The organism is Achromobacter spanius (assembly GCF_002966795.1).
Classification (GTDB): Bacteria; Pseudomonadota; Gammaproteobacteria; order Burkholderiales; family Burkholderiaceae_B; genus Achromobacter; species Achromobacter spanius_D.
Genome location: NZ_CP023270.1, coordinates 2,586,464 through 2,608,871, shown reverse-complemented (window position 1 = coordinate 2,608,871; position 22,408 = coordinate 2,586,464). Strand labels below are relative to the sequence as shown.

Here is a 22,408-nt window from a genome sequence, read left to right as displayed (position 1 = left end):
TTTGATGACGCGATAACCCCGCCGCCATGCACGCCTATTACGCTTCGATTCCCGTCCGCGCCGAAGGTTGCGCACAATGCGCTCCGCTGGAAGATCTGGCGGTCTTCACCGCCGCTGGCGCCGACGCCCTCACGTTTCTGCACGGCCAGCTCACGCAGGACGTCACGGGCCTGACCCCGGACGCCGCCCGGCTGGCCGGCTATTGCACGGCCAAGGGCCGCCTGCTGGCCACGCTGGTCATGTGGCGCGGCGCGGGTGATGCCGACGACGCGCCCCAGTTCTACGGCATGGTCCGGCAGGACCTCTCCCAGGCCCTCATCAAGCGCCTGTCGATGTTCGTCCTGCGCGCCAAGGTCAAGCTGGCGGCCGCGCCGCTGCATGTGGCCGGGGTGCAGGCCACCTCGGAACAGGCCGCCGCGCTGGAGGCCCTGACGGGCGCCCTGCCGCGCGCCACCTGGCAGCGCGCCGACCTGCCGTCCGGCACGTGGATCGTCGCGCCGTCGGCCGACGACAGCCTGCGCTGGTGGTGGATCGCCTCGGACGCGCAGCTGGAACAATCCGGCGCGCTCACGCAGGCGCTGGGACTGGCGCCGGCCGCGCACTGGCACGCCGGCGACCTGGCGGCCGGCATTCCCTGGATCGCCGCGGCCACGCAGGACGTCTTCATTCCGCAAACGGTCAATCTGGACCTGATCCAGGGCGTCAGCTTCACCAAGGGCTGTTATCCCGGCCAGGAAGTCGTGGCGCGCAGCCACTACCGGGGCACCGTCAAACGGCGCATGGCCTACGGCACCATTGCCGACGCCGGCCTGAAAGGTCCGGCGCTCGCGGGGGTGGATGTGTTCGACGCCGCGCAGCCCGGCGAGGCCATTGGCCGCGTCGTGCAGGCCGCCAGCGATGCCGGCGTCGTGTCAGTATTGTTTGAAACCACGCTGGCCGCACTGCCCGAAGGCGATCTGCGTTTGGCCAGCGCCGACGGTCCGCGCATCGCGGCGGCGCCGCTGCCGTACTCGATCAATCCCTGACCCGTCCGGGCCAGCCCGCGCTAAAGCCCGCGCGCGCAGGCCTTGCGGTCATCGTCAGACCGCCACCCCGAACAGCGCCCCCACGCCGGCCGTCACGGCCATCGCCGCCGCGCCCAGCACGGTGACGCGCAATGCCGCGGGCAGCTTGGGCGCGCCGCCCGCCTTCGCGGCCATGGTGCCCAGCGCCGCCAGACAGCACACCGACGCGCCGATAACCCAGCCGATCAGATGCGGTCCGGGCGATACCGCCGCCACCGCCAGCGGGACCGCGGCGCCCCCGGCAAACGACGCGGCCGACGCCAGCGCCGCCTGCACCGGCCGCGCACGGTTATGCAGCGAGATGCCCAATTCGTCTCGTGCGTGCGCGTCCAGCGCGTCATGGGTGGTGAGCTGGCGCGCCACCTGTTCCGCCAGCTCGCGCGTCAGCCCCCGTGCCACGTAGATATCGATCAGCTCGGCCAGTTCTTCGCCGGAATTGCGCTTGAGCGAGCGCTGCTCCATGCGCAGGTCGGCGGCTTCGGTATCGGCCTGCGTGCGCACCGACACGTATTCACCCGCCGCCATCGACAATGCGCCGGCCACGAGGCCCGCCAGTCCGGAAGTCAAGATGGCGCCGTGCGAGGCCTGGGCCGCGGCAACGCCGGTGATGAGGCTGGCTGTCGAGACGATGCCGTCGTTGGCGCCCAGCACTGCGGCGCGCAGCCAGTTGCTGCGGAAAATTCGATGATGTTCTTTTGCTGGCATTGCCGGTAAACCCATGCGAGGCGCGACAAGCGCGGGGCACGCCCGGCCAGTGGCCCGGCGCGCCCCGCGCGAAATTCATCGCGGCGTCACGCGCACCGCGGTCAGCAAGCCTATCACGCACAACGTGGCATGTTCGCCGTCGTACGCGTGCATCTCCACTTGGCAGACCGAAAGACGCTTGCCGGGCTTGACCACGCGCCCGGTCGCGACAAAGCGGTCGCCCTTGGCGGGCGCCAGGAAGTTCATCTTGAACTCCGACGTCAGCACGTCCTCATCCGGCCCGAACAGCGTGAACGCGGCATAGCCGCCCGCACTGTCGGCAATGGTGGTGGAAATGCCCGCGTGCAGAAAGCCGTTCTGCTGGCAGAGGTCGGCGCGGTAAGGCAGAACGATGTCCACCCTGCCCGGCTCGACCGTGTCCAGCTTGGCGCCCAGCAGCGCCATGATGCTTTGCTGGCCGAAACTGGCCTGGACCCGCGCGGCCGGGTCCGCAACTGCGGGGGACGGCGCCACGTCAGTCCTGCTCGCGCTTGACCAGGTTGACGATGCTGGAAAAGTCCAGCTTGCCGGAGCCGCCGCCGCTGTGCAGCGAATACAGGTTGCGTGCCAGCTCGCCCAGCGGGATCGACGCGCGCGCCGACAGCGCCGCCTCGGCCGCCAAACCCAGGTCCTTGAGCATCAGGTCCACGCCAAAGCCGCCGGCGTATCCCTTGGACGCCGGCGCATGTTCCATGACGCCCGGCCAGGGGTTATAGAGCTCCGTCGCCCAGTTGCGTCCCGAGCTCTTGGCGATGATGTCCGACAGCACCTTCGGGTCCAGTCCATTGGCCACGCCCAGCGCCAGCGCCTCGGACGTGCCGGCCATCAGGATGCCGAGCAGCATGTTGTTGCAGATCTTGGCCACCTGCCCCGCGCCCGCCGGACCCGCGTGGAAAATGTTCTTGCCCATCTTTTCCAGCACAGGGCGCGCGCGCGCGAGCGAACCTTCGGCGCCACCCACGATGAACGTCAGCGTGCCCGCCGCCGCGCCGCCCGTGCCGCCCGAGACCGGCGCGTCGATCATGGCGATGCCGCGCGCCTCGGCCGCCTGGGCTACCTTGCGCGCCGAATCCGGCGCGATGGTGCTGCATTCGATGACCAGGGCGCTCGAGGCGATCTTGCCGAGCAGATCCTGATCAAGGTACAGGCCCTCGACGTGCTTGCTGGCCGGCAGCATCGAGATCACGACTTCGGCCCCTTCGACCGCTTCCGACGCGGACGCCGCCGCCGTCGCGCCGGCGTCGGTCAGCAGCTTGATGGCCGCCGGCACCAGGTCGAACACCTTCAGGCTGTGGCCGGCCTTGACCAGATTCAATGCCATGGGCGCGCCCATGTTGCCCAAACCGATAAACGCGATGCTGCTCATGATGTCTTGTCTCCTGTTGCTATTGCTGTAGGTATGGATTCATCGTGACCTGCGAAACTGCGTAACTGCGTGACCTGCGCGGCATGCGGGGACCAGGGGCCAGTTGGCGAGCCGGCCGCCCTGTCAGGGCCCGCTCAGCGCCCTTCCTGCCCCAGATCGGCCAGCGGATGCGGCTCGCCCTCCGGCCAGGGTTCCTCAAAGAATTTCTGCACCCAGGCGTCGGTGGCCATGTCGATGACGGCCGGGTTCCAGCGCGGGTTCTTGTCCTTGTCCACCAGCAGCGCGCGGATGCCCTCGGCAAAATCGCCATGCGCCGTGCACGCCAGCGCGGCGATGTATTCGACGCGAAACACGTCATCCAGCGACCGCAGACGCGTGCGCTGCTGGAGCGCAAACGCCAGGCGCACCGATCCGGGCGAACCCGCCAACATGGTCTTGGCCGCGCGCGACAACCAGGGGTCTTCGTGGTCCTTCAGGAAAGACAGCTCCTCGTAGATGTCGTCCAGCCGATTGCCGTTGCACAGGTTGTTGACGACGAACGAGTGCTGGCGTAACGGCCCGGGTTCCAGCGGCGTGGACGGTTCAAGAGCGGTCAGCGCGCGGCGCAGCAGGCCGTCGTTGATGGAGCGCGGCGGAATGGCGTCTTCGGCGGCGCCCGCGGCCTGCCCGGCCCACGGCTGCTGCTCCAGCGAGGACAGCAGCGCGGGCCAGTCCGCGCTGTTCAGGCGGAAGTCCGCCAGCCCCGCAAAGAAGGCGTCGGACGTGTTCAACTGCGCGCCCGTCAACGCCAGGAACACGCCGCTGCGGCCCGGCATGCGGTTCAGCAGCCAGCTTCCGCCCACGTCCGGGAAAAGCCCGATCGACACCTCCGGCATCGCCAGACGCGAGGTCTCGCTGACCACGCGGTGGCTGGCGCCCATCATCAAGCCGATGCCGCCGCCCATGACGATGCCGTGGCCCCAGCACAGAACGGGCTTGGGATAGGTGTGAATGCGATAGTCCAGCCGGTATTCGTGCTCGAAGAAGCGGCGCGCATAGGCGTTGCTCCAGCCGGGCTTGCCCGCGTTCTCTTTCATGCTGCGGTACAGGCCGTGCAAATCGCCACCGGCGCAGAACGCCTTGTCGCCCGCGCCCTGCAACACCACCAATGCAACACCGGGATCGCGCGCCCACGCGTCCAGACGGTCAGCCAGCAGGTCAACCATCTCGAGCGACAGGCCGTTCAGGGTTTGCGGCGCATTCAGCGTCGCAATGCCGAAACGCATTCCATTGGCAGCGGATCTTTCTTCGAACAACACCGGTGCATTCATCTTATGTCGGCTCCTTTTTCCAACAATTGGCGGGCAATGATCACGCGCATGATCTCGTTGGTGCCCTCCAGAATCTGATGAACGCGAGTATCGCGCACCAGACGCTCCAAGGGATAGTCTTTCAGGTAACCATAACCACCATGGATCTGTTGCGCGTCCAGGCAGATCTGGAAGCCCATGTCGGTTGCAAAGCGCTTGGCCATCGCGCAGTAGGTGGACGCATCGGCCGCGCCGGCGTCCAGCTTGCAGGCCGCCAGCCGCACCATCTGGCGCGCCGCCACCAGGTGCGTGGCCATGTCCGCCAGCTTGAACTGCAGCGCCTGGAACTCGGCCAGGCGGCGGTTGAACTGGCGGCGCTCGTCCATGTAGCGGCGGGCGGCGTCCAGCGCGCCTTGCGCGGCGCCCACCGAGCAGGTTCCGATATTGATCCGGCCGCCGTCCAGGCCCTTCATGGCGATCTTGAAGCCCTCGCCCTCCACCCCCAGCATGTTGGCGGCCGGCACGCGGACGTTTTCAAAGGTGATGGGGCGTGTGGACTGGCTGTTCCAGCCCATCTTCTCTTCCTTGCGGCCGTAGCCGATGCCCTCGCTGTCGGCCGGGATCGCAAAGGCGCTGATGCCTGCGGGGCCCTCGCCGCCGGTGCGGGCCATCACGACCAGCAGGTCCGTGTCGCCGCCCCCGGAGATGAAGGCCTTCGCGCCGTTGACGATGTAGCTGTCGCCGTCGCGCTGCGCCCGCGTGGAAAGCGATGCCGCATCGGAGCCGGCGCCCGGCTCCGTCAGGCAATAGGAGGCCAGCTTTTCACCGCTGGCAAGCAAGGGTCCCCAGGCGTCTCGCAGACCCGGCTGGCCCCACTTGCCCATCATCCAGGTCGCCATATTGTGAATCGTCAGGAACGCCGTGGTGGACGGGTCCACCGCCGCCATTTCTTCGAATACCAGCGTGGCGTCCAGGCGCGGCAGGCCCAGGCCGCCGATGTCCTCGCTGGCGTAGATCGCGCAAAAGCCCATCTCGCCCGCCCGGGCGAAGGCTTCGCGGGGGAAGATGCCCTCGGCGTCCCAGTGCGCGGCGTGGGGAGCCAGTTCGCCCTCTGCGTAATCGCGCGCGGCCTGCGCGAACGCGCGCTGCTCGTCGGTCAGTTCCAAGTCCACAGCCTGTCTCCTGATGTAGTCGGTATTGTCTGGTGGCGTTGCTGCCGTCTCGTGAACGCCAGCCCGTCGATTTTGACATGACGTTGACGTAAACGTAAGCATGAACCTGGCTTAATGTTACGCCCGAAGCGGCCGGGCGCTTTGTCTTATTGATGACAATGTGCCGGGACGGGGCGGCGGCAACGGCCGCCCCTCAGTGCGCTACAGCAAACCGGCCGGCCGGACGCGGCCGTTCCGAGCGGTCTTGGTACGGCGGTGCTCGGCGCGGCGGCGGCGCGACTCCTTGGGGTCGAAGGTCAGGCCGCGATAGATTTCCACGCGGTCGCCGTCGGCCAGCAATGCGTGCGGCTCAGTAGCGCGGCCAAAGACGCCCACGCCCCGTTCCCACGGTTTGACGACCGGAAACGCCTCGCCAAACCCGCTGGCAGCCAGCGCGTCCTCGACGGTTGCGCCCTCGGGCAGGCGCACCTCCCGCTGCCACACGTGGCCGGGCAAGGCGTAGCAGACGATGACGCCGATCTGCCCTGCCGCGGACGCCTCATTCGCCATATTTGGCCTGCGCGCGTTTGGTGAAGGAATCAATAAAGCTGGTCGCAATGCGGTTGAAGACCGGCCCCACCACCATTTCGAGTGGCCGGTTCGAAAACGCATATTCCATGGTGAACAGGACCTTGCAGGCGTCTTCGGCCAGCGGCTGGAATACCCAATGCCCCACCAGGCTGGAGAAGGGACCATCCACGAGTTCCAGGTCGATCCGCTCGGGATAGACATGGGTATTGCGGGTGGTGAAGCGCTGCTTCATGCCCGCAAAGGAAATCAGGATGGAGGCCTGCATGCCGTGTTCGTCGCGGGTCTGCACCTCGGCGCCGCCACACCACGGCATGAACTCGGGGTACTTCTCCACGTCGGCAACCAGGTCGAACATCTGGGCGGCGCTGTAAGGCACCAGGACGGATCGTTGTACTTTGTGCATCGACTATCGCAAATGGCTAGAATGGCAAGATTTTACCGGCACATCGCGCAGAATAACGAGCAATCCCCGTTCGCAACAACCCGCAATCGGCCGGATAGCCAGATTCGCAGAATCCCAGCAAGAAGGCTTTATGAGCATTATCGACAACCGCAAGGCCACGCACGACTATTTCATCGAAGACCGCTACGAGGCTGGCCTTGTCCTGCAAGGCTGGGAAGTCAAGGCGATCCGCGATGGCCGCGTGCAGCTCAAGGAAAGCTACGTCATCGTGCGCGAGGGCGAACTGTTCCTGCTCGGCATGCACGTCAGCCCCCTGCCCACGGCCTCCACGCACATCCATCCGGACGCCATGCGCACGCGCAAGCTGTTGCTCAAGGCGGAAGAAATCAGCAAGCTCATCGGCAAGGTCGAGCAGCGCGGCTATACGCTGGTGCCGCTGAACCTGCACTACAAGAACGGGCGCATCAAGCTGGATTTCGCGCTGGGCCGCGGCAAGAAGCAGTTCGACAAGCGCGACACCGCGCGCGAAAAGGACTGGGCGCGCGAAAAAGAACGCATCATGAAGCACGACACCCGCGCTCCCCGTCGCAGCAAGGACGACTGATTTACGCCGCCACCGGCTGCGCCGGGCGCTCGGCCTCGTGGCCGGCGCCCACGATGCGGTTGCGCCCCGCCGACTTGGCCGCGTAGAGCTTGCGGTCGGCCCGTTCAAACAGCACCTGCAGGTTCTCGCCAGGTATCCAGTCCTCGACGCCGGCGCTGAACGTATACGAAATCGTGCTGCCGCCATGCGCACACGGCGTGCGCCGCACGGAATCCAGCAGCCGCTCGGCCACCTCCAGCACCGCGTCGCTGCGCATGTCCGCAAACAGCACGCAGAATTCCTCGCCGCCCACCCGGCCCACGTGATCGCCGGTGCGCAGCGTGGCGGTCGCCAGCAGGCCAAAATGGCGCAGCACCGCATCGCCGGCCGCGTGGCCGTGCGTATCGTTGATGCGCTTGAAATGATCGATGTCCAGCAGCAGCAAGGTCAGCGGACGGCGCATGCGCAGGGCCTGCGCGCAATAGCGCTCGGCCTGCAGCCACCAAGCCTTGCGCGACATCAGGCCGGTCAGGAAGTCGGTGCTGGCTTCTTGTTCGCGATCGGCCAGCATGCGGTCGTGGATGATCATGATGGTGCCCAGCGTCAGGCAAGGCATGATCAACACCCCCAGCGTCAGGAAGGCGACGCTCCACACCGAGGGCTCCAGAAAGGCCGACACCATGTCCACCTCGACCAGATAGACTGCGGCGCGAAGCGCGCAGACCAAGGCTGAGATCAGCGTCACCACCCACACGAAACGGTAGCTGTAGCGCGAACGGTGCGCCGGCATGTTGCGCTGGACGACGATGGCCACGGCCAGCATGAACCCCATCTGCAGCAGTGACATCGCCACGATGCGCGGCCCCACCTGCCAGTCCACGTACGTGTAGATCGCCACGACCGACAGCGCGGCCACACAGCCCAGCGTCATCAGATGCCGGGGCACCGTCAGCCCGAGCAGCCGGCGCACGCCCGCGTAGTACGCGCAAAGGGCGAGCGCGATAGCCGTGTTGGGCACCAGGATGGACGCCCACAGCGGCGCCTTCGTGTTTTGCAGCGCAAAAGTAGAAAACGCCAACAGCGTGAGCAGGTTGGCGCGGATGGTTTCGCGGATGCCGGCCATGCCGCTGCGCGCCAGCGACCCCAGCACGCAAAGGGAAAGCACTCCCGCCAGCGCTGCTATCAGAAGCAAATTAACGGGAGCGATCATGGGCGGCGCGCCGCGAGGCGCGGAATCAGGTGTTGCGCGTGGACTTCACGATGGTCATGGCGGAGGCGATCATGCCGCCCACGTCGGACAGGTTGGCCGGCAGGATGAGCGTATTGCCTTCCTTGGCCACGTTGCCAAACGCCTCTACGTAGCGCTCGGCGACCTTCAGGTTCACCGCTTCCATGCCGCCCGGCTGGCGCACGGCATCGGCGACCTGCGTGATGGCCTTGGCGGTGGCTTCGGCAATCGCCAGCACCGCGGCGGCCTCGCCCTGCGCCTGGTTGATCTGCGCCTGCTTCTCGCCCTCGGAACGCGCAATGGCGGCTTCGCGTTCGCCGGTGGCGATGTTGATCTGTTCCTGGCGGCGGCCTTCCGAGGCGGCGATCAGCGCGCGCTTCTCGCGTTCGGCGGTGATCTGCGCCTGCATCGAACGCAGAATTTCGTTGGGCGGCGTCAGGTCCTTGATTTCGTAGCGCAGTACCTTCACGCCCCAGTTCAGCGCTGCCTCGTCCAGCGACGACACGATGTTGCTGTTGATGGAGTCGCGCTCTTCAAAGGTGCGGTCCAGTTCCATCTTGCCGATGACCGAACGCAGGGTCGTCTGGGCAAGTTGCGTGATTGCCGAAATGTAGTTGGAAGAGCCGTACGACGCGCGCATCGGATCCGTGACCTGGAAGTACAGCACGCCGTCGACCTGGAGCTGCGTGTTGTCGCGCGTGATGCAAACCTGGCTGGGCACGTCCAGCGGGATTTCCTTCAGCGAATGCTTGTAGGCCACGCGTTCGATGAACGGAATCACGAATCCGGCGCCCGGCGACAGGACGCGGTCGAACTTGCCCAGCCGCTCGACCACCCAGGCATGCTGCTGCGGCACGATGGCGATCGCCCTGACGACGATCAGGATTGCCAGTGCAACGATGACAAGCAGCACGATGGTTGAAGTATCGATCATGGTGTGTAGCCTCTTTTCGAATGGATGCGCCGGCTTGCCCCGCCATGCCGGCCAGGATTCCAGCGATTGCCCGCGGCGCTGCGCGGGCGCGTTCTGCTATGCCGAACCGCCGCGCTTGGGAGTCAGCACGAGGATCGAGCCGCGCAATTCGGTAATGGTGTGTTCGCCGGGCTGGGCGGCGTGCCCCTTGGCCAGCTCGGCCTGCCAATGCGCGCCGCGGTACCAGACGCGCGCTGTCCCGCTGTCAGACCAGGCCTCGACCGTGACGGTCTGGCCGATATCGAGAATGACGTCGGCGTTGCGGGCCGAATTGACCTCGCGCTTTTTCAGCACCCGGGTCTTGCGCAGCACCAAGAGTCCCAGCAGCAGCACCACGCCGCACGCCACCAGCTCCCATTGCAGGCCGGCGTTCAGCCAGGCGGCGATGCCGCCTGCCGCCAGCCCCAACGCGACCAGCAGCAAATAGAAGGTTCCTGTCGCCAGCTCGCCGATGAGTGCCAGCGCGGCCAATCCCAGCCAAATCCACATAGTCTCGAGAATCGTCTGTAAGGATGAGTGTCTGGGCGGATTGTACGTATTTCCGGGACGGAGCGGGACATGTCGTGCGCCGACGGGAATATTTTCGGTAGATTATGATGTGCCCCTGGCGCGCCGGGTCGCAGGCTCCCCCGCGCCGCCCTTTTCCACGCACATGCTTTTATGACCGCTGCAACTCCTTCTGCTCTCCCCGTCCTGATCCTGCACACCGGCGATCCGGACGACACGCTCAAAAGCCAGTTCGGCGGCTATGCCGAACAGATCATGTTGGCGGCTGGTCTGGCCGCCAGCGCCGTCGACATCGTCGCGGTCTACGAAGGCCAGCGTCCGCAGTCGCCCTCCCATTACCGCGCCGCCTTGATCACCGGTTCGCCCGCCATGGTCTCCGACAAGGAACCCTGGAGCGAAGACACCGCGGCCTGGCTGCGCGAGGCCCTGGAGGCCGGCCTGCCCATGTTTGGCGTCTGCTACGGCCATCAATTGCTGGCGCACGCGTTCGGCGGCAAGGTCGGCTACAACCCCGCGGGCCGCGAAGTCGGCACCCAGACCGTAGAATTGCTGCCGACGGCCGGCGGCGATCAGCTCATGGCCGGCGTACCGACCACGTTCCCCGCCCAGATGCTGCATGCGCAAACCGTCTTGCAACTGCCCGCAGGCGCGGCGGTGCTGGCGCGCTCGGATCTGGACGAGCACCAGATGATCCGCATCGGCCGCAACGTCTTTTCCACCCAGTTCCACCCCGAGTTCGGACCGGACTTCATCCGCGCCCACCTCGAACGCTATGGCCGCCGCTACGCTGCCGAAAACCTTGACGTACCGGGGCTGTCCGCCAACGTGCGCGCGACGCCCGTGGCGGCCGGCCTGATCCGCCGCTTTCTGGATACCTACGCGCCGGGCGCCTGAGGCCCCTGCGGCGCGGCCCCGGCGGCCGCGTCAGGGACCGCCGCAACAAGCGGAGTGCGGGAGCCGGCCTGCCTTGAGACGATAGTGCCAAGCGTAAAACACCACGCGCAAGCCAGGAGTCCCTTATGAGCCCCGTCGCCGCCCCCTTGAGCAAACAGCACGCCGCCGCCGTGGAACGCGCCTGCCGCGCCCTGGAAGCCGAGCAGCCGCCCGATCTGTCGGCGCTGGCCGAACAGGCCGGCATGAGCCGCTTCCATTTCCACCGCATTTTCAAGGCCGCCACCGGCATCACACCCAAGGCCTACGCCAACGCCCTGCGCGCCAGCCGCGCGCGCCAAAGCCTGGAAGGAAGCGCCAGCGTCACCGACGCCATGTACGACGCCGGTTTCAATTCCAGCGGACGCTTCTACGAAGCCGCCCCCGCCATCCTGGGCATGACACCCACCGCGTTCCGCAAGAACGGCGAAGGCGTGGATATCCGGTTCGCGGTCGCGCAGTGCTCGCTGGGCGCGCTCCTGGTGGCCGCAAGCAGTACCGGCATCTGCGAAATCGCGCTGGACGAGGATCCGGACCGATTGGTCCAGAACCTGCAGGACCGCTTCCGCGCGGCCAAACTGATCGGCGCCGACCCCCGATTCGAAAGCTGGGTGGCCGACGTGGTCGGCTTCGTCGAAGATCCGGCGCGCGGCCTGGACCTGCCGCTGGACGTGCGCGGCACGGCATTCCAGCGCAAGGTCTGGGAGGCCCTGTGCGAGATTCCCCTGGGCGAAACCGCCACCTACTCGGAAGTGGCCCAACGCATCGGCGCACCCGCCGCCGTGCGCGCCGTCGCCCGCGCCTGCGCCACCAACAACATCGCGCTGGCCATTCCCTGCCACCGCGTGGTGCGCACCGACGGCTCGCTGGCGGGCTACCGCTGGGGCATCGACCGCAAACGCGAACTGATCGCCCGCGAAGCCCGGGCCGCCTGATCCGGGACGGCCCAGTCCGGGCCCCTCCAACTGCCGCGAAGCCGCCCCAAAGGCCACCACTTTTTCAGGCAGGTGGAAGTGATTCTGATCGTCCCTCTGCCAGGTCTCAAACTCCTCGGCACGCTGAAAGCAGCTTCAGGACTATCGCCCCGCCTCTTCGATGTCGCGGGGAAATCGGGGCTCATAGCAAAGCAGCAGCGAAATCCAGTGGCCGGCCGCATGGATCAAGATGGCGGGCAACATCAACAGGTTCGCTACGACAAACACCCATAAGCCGCTGTGGCGCAGGAATTGGGTGTCCAAACCCCAAGCCGCCTTTAACGAAAGCCAGGGCCAGGGGAACTTGCTAACGAGCTTCTTGGGCGCCGGCACGGCAGCAGGGCCGTCCTCCATGTAACGGCGGATGTACTCCCAGAACGCGAGGAGCTCGCTGGCGTTGCGAGTAGGTTTACCGACAAAAGTGACCTCGACATTATCAGTAGGCGTGCCGCTTAAATCGACGCCATCTCCCTTATCCCAAGCCAAGATGACAAAGCCGCCTGTTCCTTCTAACTCGCTCATGTTCTTGTCAATGACCACCTCTGTTTTGTCCCAGTCCATGATTCGAAGTCCTCCCAAATCTTGGGGCCTCAGCAAATAGACTTGACGCGTGATTCGGTTGAACCGAACGACAATTCGGCGTGCAGTGAGAGACTCCAGCCTTAAATATCGAATCGAATACTTCAAAAACGCTACCAGAAAGATCAACCACAACACCGAAAACAAAAACAAGAAGAAGTAGTCGCTCCCACTCAACGCCCCTCCGTAATATTTTTCCCCCGAAATTATTTTCTTCGTGGATATATATAGGGTACTTAATAAGCCGTTAAGAAAAAATCCGAAAAAGCAAGCAAAAAATATGGTGATCACTCCTCTCTTCTCGTCATTAGGAGTACGGACGTCGAGATAAATTTGGTTGCCACCATAAATTGAATCGTTATCAAGCACTACATCCGAGACCGACTCTCCGACGCCTTCGGGAGCATGGATCTCCGCCTGCCCTGGTTGGCGTTCTTGTTTTTTCAATTCTTCAGTCGCCTCCTCGTAGCTCATCAAATTTCGGGACCATTGAAAACCGCGCTCCAATAAGTACATCAGTAATCCGCCTCCGCGGTCTTTTAATTGGGGAGGTATCCACCGCAAACATCTCGGCGCGCTAGGCACATGCAGGGAATCATCGACCCGCCTCTTCGATGTCGCGGGGAAATCTGGGTTCATAGCAAAGCAGCAGCGAAAGCCAGTGGCCGGCAGCATGAATCAGGATAGCGGGCAACATCAACAGGTTCGCTACGACAAACACCCATAAGCCGCTGTGGCGCAGGAAGTGGGTATCCAAGCCCCAGGCCGCTTTGAACGAAAGCCAGGGCCAGGGGAACTTGTTGATAAGCCTTTTCGGCGCAGGCACGGCAGCGGGGCCGTCCTCCATGTAGCGGCGGATGTACTCCCAAAACGCGAGGAGCTCGCTGGCATTGCGAGTGGGTTTACCCACGAAAGTGACTTCGAGGTTGTCTGTAGAAGTTCCCTGCAAATCCACACCATCGCCCCTGTCCCAGACCAAAATGACGAAACCTCCGGTGCCATCCAGTTCGCTCATGCTCTTGTCGATGAGCACCTCGGTCTTGTCCCAATCCATGACACAAATGCCGCCTAGATGCTTGGGACGCAATAGGTAGACTTTACGAGTAACGCGGTTAAAGCGAACCATGACACGGCGAGCGGTAAATAACTCCAACCGGACAATTCTCGAAGAGTACTTCCAGAATAGGTAAAGCGCGCCATGGGCAATCAATGGATTTAAAACGAGGCCAAAAACGTAGAATTCCCAATCAAGTTGGCGAATTGGTGAAAGAAGATCACTGACTGCAAACCATATCGTTCCCATTGCAGCCCACGCAAGCATCCCTCCCAGCACGCAATAAAAAAAGGTGATTACCCCCCTCTTTTCATCATTAGGCGTACGAACATCAATATAGGTGTCATTGTGACCATAGAGAGAGTCATTGACGAAGACGCTTTCAGAAACTGACTCAAAGACTCCCTCAGGGGCATCAAGTTCGTCCTGTCCCGGCTGCCGTTGTTTCTCATTAAATTCTTTCGTAGCCTCTTCATAAGTCATAAGACTCTTAGACCATTGAAAGCCCAGCTCCAACATATACATCAGAGTGATACCTTTATTGACCGTTGCAAAATATCGACTTCTTCCTCTTCGCTAGCCACGATGCCCTTGCTACGATCTTTTCGAAATGAGCTATGCGCCAGAAAGCGCTGGAGGTCGTTTGGCAGAATAAATATTTCAACTAACACCAGGGCAAGGATCAAGGCGTTGACGCCAAAGAATATTCGGAGCATGGGCACCATGCGGGATGCCATTGCTGCAGATGCGCGCAAGCCCAAACCAGCCACCCTGCCAAAAATTGGCTTAGTTCCATGCTTGCTGACCAAGTACGCAAAGTACGGACCTGCATTTCCTAAACCCACTGTCACGGAAAGTGCAGCTGCCCCCGTCTGCGCTGTAGCTCGTAGAAGATAAAAGGTCGAGATAGAGCGACTGCCCATTCTCCAAAGGGTTGAAAAATCTGAATAGTCGTAATGTGCACCGACCACTCCCGCCGAGCCCGCTAGAAGCCCCGCGGTTAGCCGCAATCCACCTCCGAACGCCTTGGCGCCTCGCTGAACGGCAGCATTGCTGCTCTTCTCTGCAAGACCGACAGCACAAGCGCCCACTTCGACGCCGACCGCGGTGAACGCGGCCAGCGCGGCCACAACTTCGACGTATTCTCTGCTTCGCTTATTTACCGCACGCAGCTTGTTATGAAGATTCCAGACCTCCAAGAACACCAGCGCGCTGCCAATGCGAATTTCGGTCATCGGTCCCCTCTTGCCCGCCCGGAGGGCGCTGTTGAAGGATTGCGTGGCAGAGATATCCATTCGTGCCACTGTTCCCCGACTTAGGGACTCGCCGTTCCGCAATTCAAGACGATAATGCTGCGCATAACGACCCAGGCGCGCGAGCAGCACTGACGCCGCGACCTTGTTGAATGGGCCGTCCACAATGGCGGCAGCAGTTTTGCTTTGGAACATTGAGTTGCCTAGCGTGTTGATCAGCATTGCACCGCCGACCAGATAGCCGGATGGCGGCCCTCCGCCCGTTGAGGCATCTGCCAGCAAATCGAGCATGGCGTGGCTCTTTTCGTACAGGTCAGCCAGCTTCTTTAGCCGGTTCTGCAACGCGACGGGATCGACAGATTTCAGCGTCTCGCTCTCGCCGAAGAGTTGGTTCACTTCGCTTTCCATGCTCTCCTGGTTCTGCGCCAACGACCGCCAGAACAAGTTTTCTCGGGACACCCCCGCCTCGCGCCAGCGATCGAGCAGTTCCTCGCCGATCGCTGTGGCGTTCATGCCGACGACGGCCTTTCCCATTTGGTCTTCAAACAGCAGGGCCTGCTCGGTATCATTGCGGTCAAATGTGTCGAGTGCGTCGAGAAGCGGTTCGCTCTGCAACCAGAGAAGGTGATCCGAGGCCCGCGCGTCCTTGGCCGCGTCCGCTTTGCTGACTTCGTCTCGGTAGCGCTTCAGGAAATCCTGACGCATATCCTCATCGATATAGTCGGCATACTTGCTCCAACTTTTGGCACGCCGCCGCCTGGCGGCGGCCTCCTGAACCTCCCGCTGATGCTGGGGGTTGCGATAGTTGTAGTAGCCGCGCACCGATTGCGGGACCATGTGGCTATTGCTCATCTCATACCCGCGGTCCGAGTAACGCACTCCGTAGTCCCACTGCTCTTTGTAGTAGAGCTTTTCGGCTTCGTCTTCTACAAGTTTTCTGATGTTTTCAATGCCGAATGCGATCGTGAACTTGCGATGGTTGGTGAGCCTTTCGCCGTCCTCATATGTCATGAATGCATCGAGTGCGTCGACACTCGCATTTCGCCAGGCGTTCAACTCTTGAGTAATACCGATAGCGTCATCCACTACGATGGCCGCGCCTCGAAACCGATTATGCGTGGCTGTGGGTCGCATTTCTGCCTGGGTGGCCTGCAGGGGCGGCGCAAGAGGGTTAAACGCCTGCGCTTTAAGCAGCGTGCTCAATCTGGGCTGGTTCACAGCCGCGAAGTCCGCTACACAATCGAGCCCATCAAAAGTCAGCACGCCGTCTTGCGGGCGGACACAATCCATGTTCTCGGGACGTAGCGACGCAAGTTTGGCGATGTCCACCGCCACCAACTTATCTCTGCTTGCCGGGAGCGAGCGATACCTGCGCAACGTTTCCTTGGTCAAAGGGCATGGGCTAAAGAGCAGGCGAAGGTCCTTGATGTCGTCGACGTCATGGACTTTGAACATCCAGCTCCAGCCAGGAGATACATCCATGCCCGGGACAACTGGGGCATTCCGCTTCCACGGCTCCTCAGCATCCATATAAGTCAGCGTTCCGGCTTCCGATACCCGGTACTGGCTATGCCATTCATACGTCCCTGCGCTCACGCGCTGCACGAGGACATACAGAAATCCCTGGCGTAGCGAACGTAATGCGTAAGTGGATTCGGTCAGACTCCCCACTCTGCTTGGCTTATTCAAATGCTCGGGCAAAGACGGAAGAAGTTTGCGCTGTTCGGCGCTACCCCCCACGGCGCCGTACCGTAGCGGAAGTATGGTGAAGCTGCGAGTGCAAGTTACCTCCGCCCCACGATTCAAGATTCCATCCAGAAGCGTGCGATTCTCCGCACATTCATTAAAGGTGTCGTTCCAACCGAACATCGAAGTCCTCAACCGTTCTTTCTGTGCATGCGCACTTGCAGAGCCTGCGCCAGATGTGCGCGCAGCGCTTTCGCTTCCTGCAATGCGTCGTTCCATGCCGATGAACCCTCTAGCGCCTTGCCTTGCAATGCCATCAGGGTCACGTAGTCAATTCGGTCGCTCTGTCGGCTCAAACCGATGCGATCCGCTTGAGCCAGCAAGTCATGAACGATTCCAAGCCGGGTGACGTGGCAGTTTTCGCGATCGCCCTTCTTTTCAAGCGGCGTCCGGAGCTGGTCCGCCAAACGGTACGTGAGCGGGTCGCCCGCGAGCGCCTCCCAGCATGTCTCGTCCAGTTCAATGGCGGGCGAGCGATACGGCTTGGTTGAACCGTGACCTGTGAAGTGTTTCCAGGCCTTGCGTTCTCGATGAGGAAATACGATCCACCATGATTGAACCGGCGCCAGCCAGTCGGCGATTCCTGGCAGATCCCGGCGCGCATGCAGCACGGGAAATGCCAATTCCGTATGAAAGCGCAGCAGATAGGTAGCGCCATCTGGGCCCTTCGCTGTCGTGGCATGGCCAAGGTGCTCGGCCAGCTGAGGCGGGGCCATGGCGCTGGTCAGCCACACACAGATTGCGTCTCCGGCGATGTCGGCAGCGTCGCAGAGAAAGTCGTACTGTCCTTGCAGGTTGTTCTGGGCGGAAGTCCCGAACAACCATGGCCCGATCTCGCGGAGATTTTCCAACTCTCGCTGCTGCAGTAGCGGCCAGCCGGAAAATCGCTCCATCAGCTGCCTTCGGGCATCAGTCTTCAGACGAGCCATTTCAATGATGGCTGTCAGTCCATGACCGGGGAGCCGACGCAGCTCGTTCACGACGCTTTCAGAAAAGGGATTCATGTGCGGTCTATCCCTCGAACCGCACGACGCTGCGGCCTTCCGCGATGGCTTTCAGCAGGCATCCCACACAGACGGGTTCACCGGGTTCCGGCGTGCCATTGATAGAGATTGAGTTCGTGCCGCCACCGGGCTTTTGAGTGATCGGACCTTTGATGAGAATGGCGACTCCATCAAGCGTGATACCCGACGCGCCGATTCGGATGGTTCCCCCCGGCCCCTTGATAGTCAGGCTCTCTGCCGCTTGGCTCTCAAAAACCTTCGTGCGCTGCCGAATTGCCTGCCCCGCCTGCAGTTCCGAGTGCCCCTCGACCGTATGCTCATGGTGTCCGCCGATACTCACCCAATGATTCGCTGCGGTCTTGTCGCGGCGGTTGTTGCCCACTTCCTCAGTTCGGTCCTTGGTGGTGTGGATCGTGTGATTGCGCCCCACAGTCAAAAAGACATCCCGCCCGATGTCATGCCGCCGGTCCTGGCCGATGGTGACCTGTTCGTCGTTGCCCACCGTTTCCTTACGGTCGCGGCCGATCGTGATGGTCTCGTCGTGCTCGACCTGTTCGATGCGGTCATGGCCCACGAACGTGGTTTCGTCGTGATTGACGTGGATGCTCTGGTCCTTCTGCGCGTGGACGTAGATTTCTTCCTGGTCCTTCTCGTCTTCGAAGCGCAGTTCGTTGTATCCCTCGCCTTTGTGGGTCTTGCTTTTGATCGTCATCCGCGTCTTGTGACGCGGCAACTCGTAGGGCGGCAATTGCAGGCGGTTGTAGGCGCGGCCGGTGACCACGGGCTGGTCCGGATCCCCATCGAAGTAAGAGACGATGACCTCCTGGCCAATGCGCGGGATGGTCATGTGGCCCCAGGTGGCGCCGGCGATGTCCTGTGAAACGCGGATCCAGCACGAGCTGCGTTCGTCCTCCTTGCCGAGCCGATCCCACGGGAACTGGACCTTCACCCGGCCATATTCGTCGGTGTAGATCTCTTCATTGGGAGGGCCGACCACCATGGCGTTCTGCGGGCCGTCGATGCGGGGCCTGGGCAGCGGTTCCGCGCGCCACTCGGCGTCGTCCGGGACCAGTTCGGCTTCGTAGCTGTAGTGCGTTCCCAGCTGGGCCTGTGCACTGTCCTCGGCCTGACTCGTGTGCTGGACACCGCGGTGGACAATGCGTACCGGACGCCAGCCGCGGTTCAGGTCGTCGCGCGGATGACCGGCGAGGGTGAATGAAATGCCCGGTTGCAGCCGCGGGTCATCACCTTGAACAACAGCGACGCGCGCATCGCGGCGATGGCCGCGCAGGCGGTTCTCAGCGAAAGGTCTGCCGGCTTCGTCAAACTTGGCCCGAGCGGGGTAGTCATAGCGTTCGTAACGGCGGCCTTGATGGTCCAGATCTCGGCCATCGCGGCTGTGCTGGTGGGTATAGCGCGGATGGTGAAAGGTGTAGTCGCGTTGGGTTTGGCGTGCAGTGCGCACGTTCTCGGTGTACGAGAAACGGCGCAGCGCCGGCTGCGGCTGGTCACCACCGGGGATCGGGTTGTACTGCACCGGCTCATCACCGACGCGGCCATGGATGAACAGGCGGTCGCTGTGGACCAGGTGATGGCCCTCGGCGGTATGGCGGAAGGAATAGAAGAAGCCTTCCTCGCGCATGATGCGCTCGACGAAGTGATAGTCGGTGTCGCCGGCCTGCACGCAGTATTCGCGCGCCTGGTGTTCGGTGGTGCTGCGCTGCTTGTAATCCTGGGTAAGGCCATGCGCCTTGAGCACCGCTTCGGCGATCTGCGGGACGCTAAGCGACTGGAAGATGCGCCAGTCAGAGCCGAGTTTGAGGCGCGACAGGCGCGGCTCGACGATGGCGGAATAGCGCGTGCGGCGAAAGCCCGTGTCGCCCTGAACCACCGACGAGACTGCGCCGTGCACGTACCGCACCGGCGTCTCGCCGTGCCATATGGTCAGCAGTGCGGCGCGGTCCAGGACTGCGCCGAAATCGAGAGCGGGGTTGGCGCTGGCCAGGTCCACTTCGAGCAGAAAGGTCTCCGACAACCCTTCCTGCAGCGTAAATTCGACGACCTCAAATGACTCGTCGCCGATGGTGAAAGTGAACTGCAGATCGGATTGGGTAGGAATGACGTGCTCCCGCATCGACAGACCTTTCGCACCCGCCAGGAGCGTGCGGTCCGCCTATAAAAACGCGTCCGCTGCAAATGAAGAATCTCGCAATGGACGCGAATGAAATATGGGTCCATTACGTCACACGATCCTATCTATGGATATCAGAGGACTCTTACTTTGATCGGGTCATCTGAAGAAAGCATTTGTCGCCGACACTCAACGAGCGCTTTTTCCTTAACGCGGCTGCGGCCTATTCCCACGGAGAATAAAAAAAACCCCGCGTCCCAAAAAGGACGCGGGGCTTTTACTTCAACCAGCCAATCAGTTCTTGGCCAGACGCTGCCACGTATCGACAACGGTGTCCGGATTCAACGACATCGACAGGATGCCTTCGTCCTTCAGCCATTGCGCGAAGTCCGGGTGGTCGCTGGGCCCCTGGCCGCAGATACCGACGTACTTCTTGGCGGCCAGGCAAGCCTTGATCGCACGGCGCAGCATGAACTTGACGGCCTCGTCGCGCTCGTCGAAGTCGGCGGCCAAGAGTTCCATGCCCGAGTCGCGGTCCAGGCCCAGCGTGAGCTGGGTCATGTCGTTCGAGCCGATCGAGAAGCCGTCGAAATACTGCAGGAACTCGTCGGCCAGGATGGCGTTGGACGGAACCTCGCACATCATGATCAGCTTCAGGCCGTTTTCGCCACGCGCCAGGCCGTGCTTGGCGAGCAGATTGACGACCTTCTCCGCCTGACCCACCGTGCGCACGAACGGCACCATGATCTCGACGTTCGTCAGGCCCATTTCATCGCGCACCTTCTTGAGCGCTTCGCATTCCATGCGGAAGCACTCGGCGAAGTCTTCGGCGATGTAGCGCGACGCGCCGCGGAAGCCCAGCATGGGGTTCTCTTCCTCGGGCTCGTAGCGCGAGCCGCCGACCAGCTTGCGGTATTCGTTGGACTTGAAGTCCGACATGCGCACGATGACCGGCTTCGGATAGAAGGCGGCGGCGATGGTCGCGACGCCTTCGGCCATCTTCTCGACGAAGAAGGCGCGCGGGCTGGCATGGCCGCGAGCGGCCGATTCCACGGCCTTCTTCAGTTCGCCGTCCACGTTCGGGTAGTCCAGGACCGCCTTCGGGTGGATGCCGATGTTGTTGTTGATGATGAATTCCAGGCGAGCCAGGCCGACGCCGCCGTTCGGAATCTGGGCAAAGTCGAAAGCCAGTTGCGGGTTGCCGACGTTCATCATGATCTTCAGATCGATGGCGGGCATGTCGCCGCGGCGCACTTCCTCGACTTCGGTTTCGATCAGGCCGTCGTAGATGCGGCCTTCGTCGCCTTCGGCGCACGACACGGTCACGGCCTGGCCTTCCTTCAGGAGGTCGGTCGCGTTGCCGCAGCCCACCACCGCCGGAATGCCCAGTTCACGCGCGATGATCGCGGCGTGGCACGTACGGCCGCCGCGGTTCGTCACGATGGCCGAGGCGCGCTTCATCACGGGCTCCCAGTTGGGATCCGTCATGTCGGTAACCAGGACGTCGCCCGGCTGGACCTTGTCCATGTCGGAAATGTCGCCCACCACGCGCACCGGGCCCGAACCGATCTTCTGGCCGATTGCACGGCCGGTGATCAGGACCTGGCCGGTCGCCTTCAGACGGTAGCGCTGCTGCACGTCGTTGGCGCCCTGCTGCGACTTCACGGTTTCCGGACGCGCCTGCAGGATGTAGATCTTGCCGTCGACGCCATCACGGCCCCACTCGATGTCCATCGGACGCTGGTAGTGCTTTTCGATGATGACGGCGTAGCGGGCCAGTTCGTTGACTTCGTCGTCGGTCAGCGAGTAGCGGTTGCGCTCGGACACCGGCACATCCACCGTGCGCACGGCACGGCCTTCGGGGCGCTCGGGATCGAACTCCATCTTGATGAGCTTGGAGCCAATGCGGCGGCCGACGATGGGATAGTGGCCCTGTTCCAGCGTGGGCTTGAAGACGTAGAACTCGTCAGGGTTGACGGCGCCCTGCACGACGGTTTCGCCCAGGCCGTACGACGACGTGATGAACACCACGTCCTGGAAGCCCGATTCGGTGTCGATGGTGAACATGACGCCGGCGCTGCCCTTGTCGGAACGCACCATGCGCTGGATGCCGGCCGACAAGGCGACGTCGGCGTGGGCGTAGCCCTTGTGCACGCGATAGGAAATGGCGCGGTCGTTGTACAGCGACGCGAACACGTGGCGGATCTTGTCCAGCACGTCGTCGATGCCCACGACGTTCAGGAAGGTTTCCTGCTGGCCGGCGAACGAGGCGTCGGGCAGGTCTTCGGCCGTGGCGGAGGAGCGCACGGCAAACGAGCCCTTGCCATCAGCGTCGAGCTTGGCAAAGGCTTCGCGGATCTGCGCTTCGAACTCGGGCGAGAACGGCGCGTCGACGATCCATTGGCGAATCTGCGCGCCGGCGGTGGCCAGCTCGCGCACGTCTTCGGGGTTCAGCGTGGTCAGGCGTTCAGCGATCCGCTTGTCCAGGCCGGAGGCCTTCAGGAAATCGCGGAAGGCATCAGCGGTCGTGGCAAAGCCGCCCGGCACGCGGACACCCGCGCCAGACAGCTGGCTGATCATTTCGCCAAGAGATGCGTTCTTGCCTCCTACCGAGTCCACGTCCGTCATGCGGAGCTGCTCGAACAAAACAACATACGACATTGAAGTCACCTTTTACAATGGAATGAAAGCGAGTTTGGTCAATGGCTGAATCGTGCTGTTTTTGCCGCCGGAAAAACCGCGTTTTCCGGGCTTTGCAGACCCGATTTCAGACGCTGACCAAACTGGCCTTGGACCGCCCTTGGGGTGACTTATAGGGGCCTGATTGTACTCGGTGGA

The 22,408-nt window shown here is 62.8% G+C and carries 20 protein-coding genes; 4 read left to right on the top strand and 16 right to left on the bottom strand.

Going from position 1 to position 22,408, the window contains the following annotated elements:
• The first annotated feature begins 26 nt into the window (after positions 1–26).
• Positions 27–1,025 carry a YgfZ/GcvT domain-containing protein gene (locus tag CLM73_RS11655; protein WP_105238563.1) on the top strand — a complete coding sequence of 333 codons (999 nt, stop codon included), beginning with the start codon at positions 27–29 and terminating at the stop codon, positions 1,023–1,025.
• Between the two features lie 54 nt (positions 1,026–1,079).
• Here the strand turns inward: CLM73_RS11655 and CLM73_RS11650 are convergent, their stop codons facing one another.
• The 7 genes from CLM73_RS11650 to CLM73_RS11620 form a co-directional block, all read right to left on the bottom strand.
• On the bottom strand, positions 1,080–1,769 hold the full coding sequence (locus tag CLM73_RS11650) for a VIT1/CCC1 transporter family protein (protein WP_105238562.1): 690 nt from the start codon (positions 1,767–1,769) through the stop codon (positions 1,080–1,082).
• A gap of 75 nt (positions 1,770–1,844) precedes the next feature.
• Positions 1,845–2,282 carry a PaaI family thioesterase gene (locus CLM73_RS11645; RefSeq protein WP_105238561.1) on the bottom strand — a complete coding sequence of 146 codons (438 nt, stop codon included), beginning with the start codon at positions 2,280–2,282 and terminating at the stop codon, positions 1,845–1,847.
• 1 nt (position 2,283) lies between these two features.
• Complete coding sequence (gene mmsB, locus CLM73_RS11640) at positions 2,284–3,174, bottom strand: 3-hydroxyisobutyrate dehydrogenase (RefSeq protein ID WP_105238560.1); 891 nt, start codon at positions 3,172–3,174, stop codon at positions 2,284–2,286.
• Between the two features lie 134 nt (positions 3,175–3,308).
• Positions 3,309–4,484: an enoyl-CoA hydratase/isomerase family protein gene (locus tag CLM73_RS11635; RefSeq protein ID WP_105238559.1), complete on the bottom strand. Its 1,176-nt coding sequence runs from the start codon at positions 4,482–4,484 to the stop codon at positions 3,309–3,311.
• Positions 4,481–5,635 (bottom strand): acyl-CoA dehydrogenase family protein, encoded by a 1,155-nt coding sequence (locus tag CLM73_RS11630; RefSeq protein WP_105238558.1) that lies wholly within the window; start codon positions 5,633–5,635, stop codon positions 4,481–4,483. The genes CLM73_RS11635 and CLM73_RS11630 overlap by 4 nt, the downstream gene beginning before the upstream one ends.
• Before the next feature lie 201 nt (positions 5,636–5,836).
• Positions 5,837–6,184 (bottom strand): RnfH family protein, encoded by a 348-nt coding sequence (locus CLM73_RS11625; RefSeq protein WP_105238557.1) that lies wholly within the window; start codon positions 6,182–6,184, stop codon positions 5,837–5,839.
• Positions 6,174–6,608 (bottom strand): type II toxin-antitoxin system RatA family toxin, encoded by a 435-nt coding sequence (locus CLM73_RS11620; protein WP_056316825.1) that lies wholly within the window; start codon positions 6,606–6,608, stop codon positions 6,174–6,176. The genes CLM73_RS11625 and CLM73_RS11620 overlap by 11 nt, the downstream gene beginning before the upstream one ends.
• A gap of 130 nt (positions 6,609–6,738) precedes the next feature.
• Here CLM73_RS11620 and smpB point away from each other — a divergent pair, with 130 nt between their 5' ends.
• A complete protein-coding gene (gene smpB / locus CLM73_RS11615) occupies positions 6,739–7,212 on the top strand; it encodes an SsrA-binding protein SmpB (protein WP_105238556.1) in 474 nt (157 codons plus the stop codon).
• Position 7,213: 1 nt separating this feature from the next.
• Here smpB and CLM73_RS11610 read toward each other — a convergent pair whose 3' ends face one another.
• The 3 genes from CLM73_RS11610 to CLM73_RS11600 all read right to left on the bottom strand — a co-directional run bounded on the left by CLM73_RS11610 (position 7,214) and on the right by CLM73_RS11600 (position 9,881).
• On the bottom strand, positions 7,214–8,401 hold the full coding sequence (locus CLM73_RS11610; protein ID WP_105238555.1) for a GGDEF domain-containing protein: 1,188 nt from the start codon (positions 8,399–8,401) through the stop codon (positions 7,214–7,216).
• A 25-nt stretch (positions 8,402–8,426) separates the two neighbouring features.
• Positions 8,427–9,353, bottom strand: coding sequence for an SPFH domain-containing protein (locus tag CLM73_RS11605; RefSeq protein ID WP_105238554.1), 927 nt, complete (start codon positions 9,351–9,353; stop codon positions 8,427–8,429).
• A gap of 96 nt (positions 9,354–9,449) precedes the next feature.
• On the bottom strand, positions 9,450–9,881 hold the full coding sequence (locus tag CLM73_RS11600) for an NfeD family protein (protein ID WP_105238553.1): 432 nt from the start codon (positions 9,879–9,881) through the stop codon (positions 9,450–9,452).
• A 171-nt stretch (positions 9,882–10,052) separates the two neighbouring features.
• On the opposite strand from CLM73_RS11600, the gene CLM73_RS11595 reads away from it, so the two are divergent.
• Together CLM73_RS11595 and CLM73_RS11590 are read left to right on the top strand one after the other, a co-directional pair.
• Positions 10,053–10,793 (top strand): glutamine amidotransferase, encoded by a 741-nt coding sequence (locus CLM73_RS11595; RefSeq protein ID WP_105238552.1) that lies wholly within the window; start codon positions 10,053–10,055, stop codon positions 10,791–10,793.
• 125 nt (positions 10,794–10,918) lie between these two features.
• Positions 10,919–11,764 carry a bifunctional transcriptional activator/DNA repair enzyme AdaA gene (locus tag CLM73_RS11590; RefSeq protein WP_105238551.1) on the top strand — a complete coding sequence of 282 codons (846 nt, stop codon included), beginning with the start codon at positions 10,919–10,921 and terminating at the stop codon, positions 11,762–11,764.
• Positions 11,765–11,905: 141 nt separating this feature from the next.
• On the opposite strand, the gene CLM73_RS11585 is transcribed toward CLM73_RS11590, so the two are convergent.
• From CLM73_RS11585 to ppsA, 6 genes are all read right to left on the bottom strand, one after another.
• Positions 11,906–12,898: a DUF6708 domain-containing protein gene (locus tag CLM73_RS11585; RefSeq protein ID WP_105238550.1), complete on the bottom strand. Its 993-nt coding sequence runs from the start codon at positions 12,896–12,898 to the stop codon at positions 11,906–11,908.
• Between the two features lie 79 nt (positions 12,899–12,977).
• Positions 12,978–13,961 (bottom strand): DUF6708 domain-containing protein, encoded by a 984-nt coding sequence (locus tag CLM73_RS11580; RefSeq protein WP_105238549.1) that lies wholly within the window; start codon positions 13,959–13,961, stop codon positions 12,978–12,980.
• Complete coding sequence (locus CLM73_RS11575; protein WP_158685853.1) at positions 13,961–16,654, bottom strand: T6SS effector BTH_I2691 family protein; 2,694 nt, start codon at positions 16,652–16,654, stop codon at positions 13,961–13,963. Before CLM73_RS11575 ends, CLM73_RS11580 begins: the two co-directional genes overlap by 1 nt.
• Complete coding sequence (locus CLM73_RS11570) at positions 16,567–17,439, bottom strand: DUF4123 domain-containing protein (protein WP_105238547.1); 873 nt, start codon at positions 17,437–17,439, stop codon at positions 16,567–16,569. Before CLM73_RS11570 ends, CLM73_RS11575 begins: the two co-directional genes overlap by 88 nt.
• 7 nt (positions 17,440–17,446) lie before the next feature.
• A complete protein-coding gene (locus tag CLM73_RS11565) occupies positions 17,447–19,573 on the bottom strand; it encodes a type VI secretion system Vgr family protein (protein WP_234015854.1) in 2,127 nt (708 codons plus the stop codon).
• A gap of 291 nt (positions 19,574–19,864) precedes the next feature.
• The gene (gene ppsA, locus CLM73_RS11560; protein ID WP_056570326.1) at positions 19,865–22,231 is read right to left on the bottom strand and encodes a phosphoenolpyruvate synthase; all 2,367 of its coding nucleotides are present in this window, start codon (positions 22,229–22,231) and stop codon (positions 19,865–19,867) included.
• Positions 22,232–22,408: the final 177 nt, after the last annotated feature.